Origin of the sequence: Micromonospora sp. NPDC048842, from assembly GCF_040649935.1 — a bacterium.
GTDB classification, from domain to species: domain Bacteria; phylum Actinomycetota; class Actinomycetes; order Mycobacteriales; family Micromonosporaceae; genus Micromonospora; species Micromonospora hortensis.
The window spans coordinates 73,305-85,501 of sequence record NZ_JBEZGK010000028.1; the positions used below are offsets into that span (position 1 = coordinate 73,305).

The window sequence follows — 12,197 nt, forward strand, 5'->3', positions numbered from 1 at the left end:
TGTAAGTAGGCGCAATCCCCCGTGCCCGGCCATTTCACCCTCACCTCTGCGAGATCGTCAGAAATCCACGCAGGGTGTCTCGTCGCACACCCCCGTGGCGCGAACAATGTTTCATGTCGGCTTCCCCCGAAGGTAACGGTGCGATAACAAATGACCACGATCACAGCGGCAAATACGCTGCAGTGAGTCCGAAAGGGACGACTCCGTGTGACGTCCTCCGTTCCACGGGTGCCGTAGGTGCTGGTTCACTGTGGCCGCCCAACGGACGTGCTCCGCGTCCGACGGCTTCACTCACGGGGGAGATACCTCTTCATGCCCAAAATCGGTCCTCAACCGAGGACGTCGACATCCAGACGAACGCTCACCACGGGTGTCGTCGCAAGCCTCGTCCTGGCCACCTCAGCCACGTTCCTACCCGCCGTACCGGCCGCCGCCGCGCCCAGCAAGCCCGCACCGAAGCCGGCGGATGGATCACTCAGCGTCGACCGGGCGATGGTCGAGGCGAAGCGGACTGGCAAGCCGGTCGAGGCAACCGGCGCCCGGACGTCGACCACGACCTTCACCGCCCGCCCAGACGGGATGATGGAACTGACCGAGTCGGCCGTACCCACTCGCACCAGGGTGAACGGCACGTGGAAGGACCTGGACCCGACACTGGTCCGAAACGCCGACGGCAGCATCACGGCGGCCGTCACCACCAACCCGATCCGCGTCTCCGCCGGTGGCGGCGGACCGCTCGCCCAGATGACCAGCGGGGACCGCGCACTGTCGGTCACCGCTCCGTTGACCCTGCCGACGCCGACCCTGTCGGGGCCAACCGCCACCTACGCCGAGGTGCTGCCCGGGGTCGACCTGACCGTCCGGGTCGACACCGAGGGTTCCTTCTCGCACGTCTTCGTGGTCAAAAACCGACAGGCTGCCGCCAACCCGCGGCTCGCGGCCCTCGACCTCGCCACCGCCACGAAGGGCGTCGAGCTGACAGCCGACCCGGCCGGCAACATCACCGGGCGCGATCGTGGCGGCCGGACGGTAATCACCGCGCCCGCCCCCGCGATGTGGGATTCCGCCAGCGGCGCGGGCGCACAGGCTGGCACGAACGAACGAGGAGCCGCTTCCACCCCGGGCGGGCCCGGTCGCGGGGCGCGGACGGCCCCGATCGCTGTCCAGATCGGTGCCGGGAAGCTGCGGCTCACCCCCGACCGGAAGCTGCTGAACGACCCGGCAGCGGTGTTCCCCCTCTACATCGACCCCACCTTCAACTGGACGCCGGTCGGCCCCAAGATGAGCGGTTGGGCCTCGATCTCCTACCAGCACCAGTCGACCAACTACTGGAAGAACACTCCGGACCCGATCGGCCGGATGCAGGTCGGTAACTCGGGAAGCCAGCGGTCGAACACTCTGATCAACTTCCCAGTCCCGTACTCCACCCTGGCCGGCGCCGAGATCGCGGACGCCCTCTTCAAGATCACAAACACCAGATCCTGGAGCTGCACCGACAAGACGGTGAACATCTACGGCCCGGGCACCACATTGAGTTCCAGCAACGCCACCTGGAACTACTGGGAGGGGGTGAGTAAGGGCAGCGCCATCGCCAGCAAGAGCTTCGCGTACGGCTACAGCGGTTGCGACGCCGACGGCGTGTCCTTCGACATCACCGGGCAGATCAAGGCCGACGTCACGGCCAAGAAGTCGACCCGCACCCTGTGGATGGTCGCCGCCAACGAGGCCAGCGACGCCCAGAGCTGGAAGGAGTTCCTGGAGACCAGCCCCACGCTGACCATCCGCTACAACCACGCACCCGCCGCGCCGACCGGATTGACCACCTCCCCCGCGACAGACTGCATCGCGGCCAGCCCGACAGTGGTCGGCGACACCGCCGTCTCCCTGTACGCGCCGGTTTCCGACGCGGACCGAGGAGCGCTCGGGGTCACCTTCAAGCTTTGGAAGAACAGCGATGCCTCCCAGACGGCCATCGCCAGCACCAATCCCAACCTGCTGACGTACTCCTCCGGCACCACTGCGGTATTTGTCGTACCGCGAGCCGCGTTGGCAGCCGCCGCGGGCGTGACAAGCGGCAGTGCGGGAACTCCGACCACCTTCGCCTGGAAGGTGCAGACGACCGACTTCCGTACCTCCAGCAACTGGTCGACCACCTGTCGGTTCACCTTCGACGCCACAAGGGCCGGACCGCCCAACATCTCCGAACTCGCCGTACAGCCGACGATCGGGCAGCCAGTCACGGTCTCGGTCAAGCCGCCGTCCAGCGGCGCCGTGCCCACCAACTACGTCTACCAGTTGAACGCGGCACCGCCGCAGAGCGTCACCCCCGACGCGAACGGCAACGCGAACTTGCAGATCACCCCGAACCGTTTCACCAACACGATCTCCGTCACCAGCGTCACTGCTGCGGGCAAGAACTTCGGCGATACCGCGATCCTGTCGTTCAATGCCGACCCCTCGTCCGTAGTGGCACCGGACGGCGACCTGACCGGCGACGGCCGAGCCGACCTTCTCACCGGTGGCTCGGTGAACAACCTCAAGGCTGGCCTGTGGCTGGCAAAGAACAATGGCGCGGCCGGGGTAAACCCGAGCATCAGCAACATGGGCGCACGAGGGAACGGGGTCACCGGTGAGAACTCTCCGGCCGACTTCAACGGCGCTCAGGTCATCACGGGACGATTCACCGGCGGCAACCTTCAGGACGTGCTGATCTACTACCCGACGGGTAACAACGCCGGCGGTGGCGGGATCCTCGCCGGCAACGGCGATGGATCGACCTTGATGCCGGAGCGCGGTGGGGTCCAGACCAGCCTCCTGGCCGACTACCTCCTCGACGAGTACGGCCGATCGCCGATCCAGCTGGCGAACGCCGGTGAGGCGCGGGGGCCCGGCTCCGGCTTCCCGGACCTGATCGGCACCAGCGGCGACGCCACGAACGGCTACCAACTCACCTACTACCCCAGCTTCCCGGGGACCAGCCTGTTCTTCGGGGCGACCTCGACCGGGGCACTGACCCCGACCGGCGGCGCCGACTGGAACAACTGGACGATCACCACAACGCAGACCAGCACGGGCGCGGCGATGTTCCTCTGGAACCGGACCACCGGCGCGCTGCACCTCTGGTCCAACCTGGCCTACAACCAGGACACCGGACAGCTCACCTACACCGCCCGCACCCTGGCCGCCAGCGGCTGGAACACGAATGCTGCGCTCAACCTGCGCGCCGGTGACATCAACGCCGACGGCAACCCCGACCTGTGGACCGTCGGCGCCGGTGCGGTCACGACCGCCTGGCTGGTCACCAACATCCAAACCAGCAGCGCCACCATCACCGCCCAGCCGAAGCAGACGCTTGTCACCTCGGACCACACCTGGCAGTTCGACGACCTGCCGGACGCCGCGGTCACCAGCGCGAAGGATGTCTCCGGCGGCAAATCTCTCACCGTGGAGGGCGGCAACGCCTACTGGCGAGGCGGCGAACTCTTCAGCCCGGCGCTGTTCCTCAACGTCGACAAGACCGGGACCATCGTCGACGCGTCCAAGCAGGGCGCGCTGTCGGTCAACGAGCGACTGGTCGACACGAGCAAGTCGTTCAGCATCTCGGTCTGGGCCAAGCCCACGGCCGCCGGCGGTGTCATCGCCAGTGAGGACGGGGCGAACGCGTCGCGCTTCCTGCTCTGGAACAACCAGAGTGACAACACCTGGCGATTCGGTCTCGGCAACGCCGACAGCGGTTGGTCGTACACGCAGGTAGTGGCACCTGCCGGTACGGCGCTGGGGGTCTGGACGCACCTGGTCGGCACCTACAACGCCGAGACCCGGACGATCGTGCTCTACGTCAATGGGGTGATCAAGGGAAGCGCGCAGTACACCGCCACGCCGACGTGGCCGAGCACCGGCAAGTTCGTGGCGGGCCGCTACAAGTACCTAGGCGCACCGACGGCGCACTACTCCGGAATGCTCAGCAACCTGCAGGTGTGGAAGCGGGCGCTCACCCCCACCCAGGTCGGGGCGACGAACGTCACGAAGAGCGGTTCGCTCACCTCGGTCGGTGCCACCACCTGGACCCCGCCGGGCACCGGCACGAAGCAGACCGACGTCTACGCGACGGACACCATCGGCAGCCTGTGGCGCTACCGCAAGGTCAACAACCAGCTCACCGCACCACGGCTGATCTCCTCGGGGTGGGGCCAGTTCACCTCGTTCGGCATCGCGGACATGGACCACGACGGCTACCAGGACGTGGTCGTCCGGGACAACGTCACCTGTGACCTGCAGGTGTTCCTGGGCACCGCCGACGATCTGAGCCCCACTCCCACGTTCTCCGGCTCTCAGTGGTGCAGCTACCGACCGTTCGGGATTGGCGACTTCAACAAGGACGGCTACCAGGACGTCTACACCGCGGGCACGACACACGACCTGTGGGTCTACCCGGGTGACCTGGCGGGTGGCAGGTTGCCCAGGATCGACGTCGGTGACGGCTGGAGCGACCAGTACACCGGGTTCGGGGTGGCCAACGTGGTTGGTGACGCCACGCCGGAGCTGTACGGCCGGGAGATCGACACCGCCCTGCTGCGGGTGTACGACCTGCAGGCGCGGACCATCACCCAGGTCGGCATCCAGTGGGCGAACTACACGTCCTTCGGGATGACCGACTTCAACGGGGATGGCAAGCCCGACATCCTCGCCCGGGAGAACGTGACAGGCATTCTCTGGATGTATCCGGGAGCCGCCAACGGCAGCCTCGGTACCCGATCGTCGATCGGCACCGGCTGGTGAACGACGGCGGTGGGTCGGGCGTCCGCCCGGCCCACCGCCGCCAGCAGGCGAACGCGCGGCTCAGCCGGCGGTCGCGCGGACGTACGCCACGCACTCGTCGTGCAGCGTCGACCACTGCTCACCGAACGCCTTCTCGGAGGCCGCCTCAATGGTCCGGCCGTCGTGCACCACTGTCTTGAAGAAGGTCAGCAGCCGCAACGGCCCGTACCGGTCGACGAGGTGCCGGACGGCCAGGTAGCCGATGCCGTAGCTGGCGGCTACCCGCTCGGCGGAGGCGTCGTCGGCGGGGTTGACGCCCTCCAACTTGCCGTCCCAGCCGCCCCGGACCATCTTGCGGACGTCGGCGATCCCCTCGTACCTGTCGACCGCCTGGCCGCCGGCACCGGCGAACTCGGCCAGGCCCTCGACCAACCACCAGGTGAGCTTCCCCGGGTAGCCGCGCTCCGGCAGCGACGCCGCGTGGGTCAGCTCGTGCCGGAGCAGGTCGTCGGTGCCGCTGTTGGAGAGCCCTTCGGCGTTGAGCACCACCTCGTGGTGGCCGCCGCCCACTGTGACCGCGTACCCGCCGGTCCATTCTGGGCGCTCCCCGCCGTACCAGCGCTGCCACTCGGTGCGCCCGGCGTAGAAGATCCGGTATCGGTCCGGCGGCGAGCCGGTCACCGCGTACCCGTCGGCGACCTTCGCCGCGGCCTCCGCCTGCGCGAGCAGGCCGGGCAGTTTGCCGCGCAGCGCCGGGGTGGTGGCGACGATGGTCCGCGCGCCGACGGCGACCGCCAGGTCGCTGATCTCCCACGGTCGGGTGCCGGTCTCCACCGACTTGGATTCCTCCATGGCGACCATCCGGGGCTGGTCGCCGTTCTCCCGCCACCGGGTGCCGATCAGCACCGGGCTGGGCCGGCAGTTCGGCGTGACGAAGCAGTACTGGAAGCGCACCAGCAGCCGCCACTCGCCGGGCTTGCCGATGATCGGTACGGGCAGGCCACTCGGCTCGGCCCGCCAGCCGGTCACCTTGAGCTCGCGCAGTGCGGCGAAGCGCCGGCGCAGGTCGTTGTGGGCGGCGGGATCGGCGACGGCGAGGAAGCCGGCGCGGTCGCCGCCCAGGAGTGCCGCGGACTGCCGGTGGAGCTGGGCGGTGATCCGGTCGGACAGCCCTCTGGCCACGGCGGTGGCCGGGTCGTCGGCCGCCGAGGAGCCGACCCGGCTGACAGTGGGGCGCGATCCTGTCTCCCGGATCACTCCGACGACGAGCGCCGCCGGCAGGCCGCAGCCCAGCAGCAGGACGACCACCACGAGCACCGTCCACAGCGGCCAGAGCCGCCGTGGTGCTGGCTGCTGCACCTCGTCAGTCACCCGCCGAAGGGTACGACCACTACCTGGATGCGGCGAGGCCGCCCCGGGCCGATCGGCCCGGCCGCTCGCTCACCAGCTTCGGCTGACCGACGAGCCGGATGGCGAAACGGGCCGGCGGTGACCCGAGGGGTCGCCGCCGGCCCGTCGGCCGAACCGGAGGAACTACTTCTTGGAGATCAGGGCACGGCCGAAGAAGACCATGTTGGCGGGGCGCTCGGCGAGCCGGCGCATCAGGTAGCCGTACCACTCGTCGCCGTACGGGACGTAGGTGCGCACCGTGTAGCCCTCGCCGGCCAACCGGGCCTGCTCCTCGGGGCGGATGCCGTAGAGCATCTGGAACTCGAAGCGCTCGGGACCCCTGTCGAACCACCGGGCCCGGTCCTCACCAATGGCGATCATCCGCGGGTCATGGGTGGCCAGCATCGGGTAACCGTCGCCGGACATCAGGATGTTCATGCAGCGCACGTACGACTTGTCCACCTCACGGGCCGACTGGTACGCCACCGACTCCGGCTCCTTGTAGGCACCCTTGCACAGCCGCACCCGCGACCCGGCCGAGGAGAGCTCCCGGCAGTCCGACTCGGTCCGCCGCAGGTACGCCTGGAGCACCGCACCGGTCGACGGGAAGTCCTTGCGCAGCCGGCTCAGCACCTCCAACGTCGAGTCGGTGGTGGTGTGGTCCTCCATGTCCAGGGTGACAGTGGTGCCCGCCGCGTCGGCCGCCGCGCAGATCGCCCGCGCGTTGTCGTACGCCAACTGCTCGTCGAACATCTGGCCGAGGGCGGAGAGCTTCACGCTCACCTCGGCGGCCGGGGTGAGCCCCGCAGCGCCGAGCATCTTCAGCAGTTTCAGGTATTCGTCGCGGGTGGCAGTGGCCTGCTCGGGGCGGACGGTGTCCTCACCGAGGTGGTCGAGGGTGACCGCGAGGCCGTCGTCGACGAGCACGCGGGTCGCGCGCAACGCGTCGTCGGTGGCGGCGCCGGCGACGAACCGGCGGACGACGTCCCGGGTGTACGGGGCAGTCGCGACGAGCCGCTCGACCTGGGATGACCGGGAGGCGGCGAGGATGACGGAACGGAGCATGAGCCGAGCGTAACGCCCCTGCCAGGGGGCCTGCCGAGGGGCGGCCGGGCCACCTCGACATGGGGGCGGGGCGGCGGCGGTGGCGTCGATCGGCTACAACGATGCCGTGGACCAACGCCCCCGCCGCCGACTCCGCTCGGCCTCCGTGCAGCTCGGCGCGCTCACCGCTCTCGCGCTCACCCTCTCCGGCTGCAACATGACCTCGGACGACGACGATGACGACTGCGCCCTCGGGCCGGTCGGCGGCGGCGACACCGTCGCGCTGGCGATGCGGGTCAGCGACCCGGCCGCCGGTCGCACCGCCCCGGAGCCGACCAGCGCAGCCCTGCCCGAACGCGGCGGATTCGGCACCCACCTCGCCGCCTGCGGCGGCTGACGTGCGCCGCGAGACGGTCACGCCTCGCCCCGACTGGGACGCCACCATCCGGTCGCAGGGGCTGGTCTACGTCGACACCGAGCTGCCCGACGGCGGGATCATGTCGTACTGGGACGAGACCGCCGCGTACGCGTTCGACCTGGACGAGGTGCTGCGGCTGGAGGAGGCCACCGAGGAACTGCACCGGATGTCGGTGGCCGCCGCCGAGCACGTGGTGGCGCAGCGCCGGTACGCCGAGTTCGGCATCCCGGAGTGGGCGGCCGAGGCGGTGGCCCGGTCGCTGCGGGAGGCGCCACCGACCCTGTACGGGCGCTTCGACCTCGCGTACGACGGCACCTGGCCTCCGAAGATGTTGGAGTACAACGCGGACACCCCCACCGCGTTGGTCGAGGCGAGCATCATCCAGTGGTACTGGCTGGAGCAGACCCGGCCGGAGCTGGACCAGTGGAACAGCCTGCACGAGCGGCTGGTCGGCGCCTGGGCCAAGATCGGGGCGGGGCTGCACGACCCCCGGGTACACGTCCTCTGGTCGAACGAGGAGGAGTCCGGCGAGGACCACATGACCGCCGGCTACCTCGCCGAGACCGCCCGGCAGGCCGGCCTGAGCGTCGCGCTCCAACCCATCCAGGACATCGGCTGGGATGGCAGACGCTTCGTCGACGCCGACGACAGTCCGGTGACCACCTGCTTCAAGCTCTACCCGTGGGAGTGGATGCTGGCCGAGCCGTACGGGCCGGCTGCCCTGGCCCCGGGCACCCCGACCACCTGGATCGAGCCGGCCTGGAAACTGCTGCTCTCCAACAAGGCGCTGCTCGCGGTCCTCTGGGAGCTGTACCCGGGCCACGAGTACCTGCTCCCGGCGTACCTCGACTCGCCGCGCGGCATGACGGAGTACGTCGCCAAGCCACTGCTCGGCCGCGAGGGCGGGTCGGTACGCATCGTCACCGCCGACGAGGAGATCACCAACCCGGGGATCTACGGCGACGAGGGCTGGTGCTACCAGGAGTTCCGGGCGTTGCCGCAGTTCGCCGGTAACCGCATGGTGCTGGGCAGCTGGATCGTCGACGGCGAATCGGCCGGCGTGGGTGTGCGGGAGAGCGCGAGTCTGATCACCGATGGCTACGCCCGGTTCCTGCCGCACTACATCGACGCGCCGCGCACCCGCTGAGTCGTCTACCGTTGGGGGCGTGAACTTCGACGCGTACGCCCGGACCGGCGTTGACCTGGTCAACGCCCGCCTGGACGACCTCGACGACCTGCGGGCCCTCTTCCCCGACGAGAACGCCTGGATGCGCGACGAGGTCGCGGACCGGGACGTGGCGATTTTCCGCCGGGCGCAGAAACGGTTGCGCGACGTCTTCGAGTACGGCACCTCGGGGCGGGACGGCCAGGCGGTCACCGAGCTGAACGCGCTGCTCGAGGCGTTCCCGGTGCAGCCGCGCATCTCCGGGCACGACTCCAGCGACTGGCACATGCACGTGACCAGTCGGGGCGCCTCGGTCAGTGCCGAATATCTGGCCGGTGCGGTCTGGGGGTTGTCGGTCTGGCTCTGCGAGTACGGCAGCGCCCGGTTCGGGGTCTGCGCCGACGAGCGGTGCGGCAACGTCTACCTGGACACGTCGTCCAACTGCTGCCGGCGGTTCTGCTCGGAGCGCTGCGCCACCCGCTCGCACGTCGCCGCGCACCGGGCCCGTAAGCGGGCGGCGGTCGGCGAGCAGGTGACCGTAGCCCCGCAGCCGACGTCCGCCGCCGATTCCCTCTCAGCGGTCAGCTGACACCGCCACCGCCCGATTCTCGGGCGGTCGGGTCAGGCGTCGACAGGTGACGACGCGGTCAGGTGCTGGCGGGCGAACTCCAGCGCGGCGCGCAGGTCCGCCTCGCGCACCGCGCGGCTCTTCGCGCCCCGGGTGGCGACCTCCACCGCCACCGCGCCGGTGAAACCCCGGCCGGCCAGCGAGGAGAGCAGCTCCCCGCAGGGCTGGGTGCCGCGCCCGGGCACCAGGTGCTCGTCGCGGCCCTCGCCGGTGCCGTCACCGAGGTGCACGTGCGCCAGCCCGGCGCCCATCCGGTCGGCCATCTCCAGGGGGTCGCTGTGCGAGGCCGCGCAGTGCGACAGATCCAGGGTGTACGACGGGTAGCCCGCGTCGGTCGGGTCCCAACCGGGCACGTACGGGACGAACTGCCGGCCCGCCATCCGCACCGGGTACATGTTCTCCACAGCGAAGCGCAGCCCGGTGAACCGGTCCGCGACGGTGGCCAGACCCTCGGCGAAGTTGCGTGCGTAGTCCCGCTGCCAGGTGAACGGTGGGTGCACCACGACTGTCGGCGCGCCCAGCGTCTCAGCCAGCTCGGCGGCCTTGCGCAGGCGCTCCCACGGGTCCGGGCTCCACACCCGCTGGGTGACCAGCAGGCAGGGCGCGTGCACCGAGAGCACCGGCACGTCGTAGTGCGTGGAGAGGCCGCGCAGGGCGCCCGCGTCCTGGCTGACCACGTCGGTCCAGACCATCACCTCGACGCCGTCGTAGCCGAGCGCCGCGGCCAGTTGGAACGCCGCCGCGGTCGGCTCGGGAAAGACCGACGAGCTGGACAAAAGCACGGGAACGCGGGAAGTCACATCAGCCAGCGTAGCCCGGCAGCGCCGGGGGCATCGTGACGAGCGCCGGCAAACCGACCGAAAACGGCCGCCGGATCAGATCGGCTCCAGTTGATCGAGCCGGCGGAGAATGACGCCCTCCCGCAGCGCCCACGGGCAGATGTCCAGCGAGTCCAGATCCAGGCGGCGCATCACCGCCTCGGCGACCACGGCACCGGCCAGCAACTGGTGGGCCCGACCCGCGCTGACCCCCTCCAACTCCATCACCTGCGCCGGTGGGATGTGCCGGATGAAGCCGATGACCTGCCGCAGGCCGGCCCGGGTCAGGCTGCGTCGCACCCACAGCCCGGAACCGGACGGGGCAGCCCCGGCCAGTCGGGCCAGGGTGCGGAACGTCTTCGAGGTGGCCACCGTCCGGTCCCAGCCCACCTGGGTGATCTGGTCGACCACCTTGTCCAGCCGGCCGTCCACGTACTCCCGGAGCTTGTCGACGGCCTCCGCCGACGGCGGGGCCGCGCTGGCCGGATCGACCCGCAGCCGCTCGCGGGTCAGCCGACCGGCCCCGAGCGGCAGGGAGACCGCGACGTCCGGGTCCTCGTCGATGCCAGCGGCGATCTCCAGCGAGCCGCCACCGATGTCCAGCACCAGCAGCCGGCCCGCCGACCAGCCGAACCACCGCCGTACGGCCAGGAACGTCGACCGCGCCTCGTCCGCCCCGGAGAGCACCGCCAGGCGTACGCCGGTCTCGTCCCGGACCCGGGCCAGCACCTCGGCCGCGTTGGTGGCGTCGCGCACGGCGGACGTGGCGAAGGCGATCAGGTCGTCGGCCGCCAACCCGGTGGCCGCCGCCTTGGCCATGCCCACCGCCTTGACCAGGCCGTCCGCGCCCGCCTCGGTCAGCGCGCCGTCGGGGCCGATCTGCTCGGCCAGCCGGAGCACCACCTTCTCGGAGTGCGCCGGCCACGGGTGCGCGCCGTGGTGGGCGTCCACCACAAGGAGATGCACCGTGTTGGATCCGACGTCGAGGACACCCAGTCGCATGGTGAAGACAGTAGGCGCAACACGTTTGCGCGGCTCACCGGCCTGCGGACGTCACCGCGCGTACGCTGGGCCGAGTGACGATGGAGCTCCGTGTGCTGGTGGACGACCCGGGTGACCCGCGCAGTCGCGAGGTGCCCCTGGACTTTCCTCGGGAGTGGATCGAGTTCACCGACCCGGCCGACGAGACGCACCTGATCCGGGCCGACCTGACCTGGTTGCTCTCCCGCTGGACCTGCATCTTCGGCAAGGGCTGCCACGGCATCATCGCGGGCCGGGCCGCCGACGGTTGCTGCTCGCACGGGGCGTTCTTCACCGACTCGGACGACGAGAAGCGGGTTCGCAACGCCGTGCGGCGACTCGCCCCGTCGACCTGGCAGCATTTCCGGCGCGGGTTCAAGAACTGGACCGACGAGGACACCATCGACGGCAAGACCCCTGCCCGCCGCACCGCCACCCAGGGCCCCGACGGTCCGTGCGTGTTCCTCAACGACGCCGACTTCGCCGGCGGTGGCGGTTGCGCCCTGCACGCCCAGGCGCTGCGCGACGGGGTGCACCCGCTGGAATACAAGCCGGACGTCTGTTGGCAGCTGCCGATCCGCCGCGATCAGGACTGGGTGAAGCGACCTGACAACAGCAAGGTGCTGGTCTCCACCCTGTCCGAGTTCGACCGGCGGGGTTGGGGAGCCGGCGGGCACGACCTGGACTGGTGGTGCACCTCCTCGACTGACGCGCACGTCGGCACCGAGCCGATGTACCTGTCGTACGGGCCGGAGCTGACCGCCCTGATCGGCGCTGCCGCGTACGAGCGGCTGGCCGAGCTGTGCGCGACCAGAACGAAGCAGGGCATGATCGCCCCGCACCCGGCCGACGAGGTCTAGCTCCAACGCCGTTCAGTTAAGTGGTTGGTGTGGTCGTCAAGGGTCGGGGATGACGATGTCGATACTGGTGGTGGCTTGGTAGCTGCGCCGGTCGATG

9 protein-coding genes are annotated in these 12,197 nt (G+C 69.9%); 5 read left to right on the plus strand and 4 right to left on the minus strand.

Going from position 1 to position 12,197, the window contains the following annotated elements; translation table 11 throughout:
- Positions 1–312 precede the first annotated feature (312 nt).
- Entirely contained in the window at positions 313–4,779 is a 4,467-nt protein-coding gene (locus tag AB0C19_RS28640) for a LamG-like jellyroll fold domain-containing protein (RefSeq protein WP_357190282.1), read from the plus strand.
- A gap of 60 nt (positions 4,780–4,839) precedes the next feature.
- Here the strand turns inward: AB0C19_RS28640 and AB0C19_RS28645 are convergent, their stop codons facing one another.
- Both AB0C19_RS28645 and AB0C19_RS28650 read right to left on the minus strand, forming a co-directional pair.
- Complete coding sequence (locus tag AB0C19_RS28645) at positions 4,840–6,129, minus strand: hypothetical protein (RefSeq protein ID WP_357190284.1); 1,290 nt, start codon at positions 6,127–6,129, stop codon at positions 4,840–4,842.
- 162 nt (positions 6,130–6,291) lie between these two features.
- Positions 6,292–7,212, minus strand: a complete 921-nt coding sequence (locus tag AB0C19_RS28650) for a proline dehydrogenase family protein (protein ID WP_357190286.1) — start codon at positions 7,210–7,212, stop codon at positions 6,292–6,294.
- 106 nt (positions 7,213–7,318) lie between these two features.
- Between AB0C19_RS28650 and AB0C19_RS28655 the strand changes: the two genes are divergently transcribed.
- From AB0C19_RS28655 to AB0C19_RS28665, 3 genes are read left to right on the plus strand one after another with little or no spacing between them, the layout of a single operon-like run.
- Positions 7,319–7,588, plus strand: a complete 270-nt coding sequence (locus AB0C19_RS28655) for a hypothetical protein (protein WP_357190288.1) — start codon at positions 7,319–7,321, stop codon at positions 7,586–7,588.
- Position 7,589: 1 nt separating this feature from the next.
- Positions 7,590–8,756 (plus strand): glutathionylspermidine synthase family protein, encoded by a 1,167-nt coding sequence (locus AB0C19_RS28660; RefSeq protein WP_357190290.1) that lies wholly within the window; start codon positions 7,590–7,592, stop codon positions 8,754–8,756.
- 19 nt (positions 8,757–8,775) lie between these two features.
- Entirely contained in the window at positions 8,776–9,363 is a 588-nt protein-coding gene (locus AB0C19_RS28665; RefSeq protein ID WP_328652015.1) for a CGNR zinc finger domain-containing protein, read from the plus strand.
- 32 nt (positions 9,364–9,395) lie between these two features.
- Here the strand turns inward: AB0C19_RS28665 and AB0C19_RS28670 are convergent, their stop codons facing one another.
- Positions 9,396–10,202 (minus strand): sugar phosphate isomerase/epimerase, encoded by an 807-nt coding sequence (locus tag AB0C19_RS28670; protein WP_091402756.1) that lies wholly within the window; start codon positions 10,200–10,202, stop codon positions 9,396–9,398.
- 75 nt (positions 10,203–10,277) lie between these two features.
- Entirely contained in the window at positions 10,278–11,222 is a 945-nt protein-coding gene (locus AB0C19_RS28675) for a Ppx/GppA phosphatase family protein (RefSeq protein ID WP_357190292.1), read from the minus strand.
- An 80-nt stretch (positions 11,223–11,302) separates the two neighbouring features.
- On the opposite strand from AB0C19_RS28675, the gene AB0C19_RS28680 reads away from it, so the two are divergent.
- Entirely contained in the window at positions 11,303–12,100 is a 798-nt protein-coding gene (locus AB0C19_RS28680; protein WP_357190301.1) for a hypothetical protein, read from the plus strand.
- Positions 12,101–12,197 lie beyond the last annotated feature (97 nt).

Bases quoted from the DNA above. Each gene is read 5' to 3' on its own strand.
- AB0C19_RS28680 (WP_357190301.1), top strand. From the start codon at position 11,303: ATGGAGCTCCGTGTGCTGGTGGACGACCCGGGTGACCCGCGCAGTCGC.
- AB0C19_RS28675 (WP_357190292.1), bottom strand. From the start codon at position 11,222: ATGCGACTGGGTGTCCTCGACGTCGGATCCAACACGGTGCATCTCCTT.
- AB0C19_RS28640 (WP_357190282.1), top strand. From the start codon at position 313: ATGCCCAAAATCGGTCCTCAACCGAGGACGTCGACATCCAGACGAACG.
- AB0C19_RS28650 (WP_357190286.1), bottom strand. From the start codon at position 7,212: ATGCTCCGTTCCGTCATCCTCGCCGCCTCCCGGTCATCCCAGGTCGAG.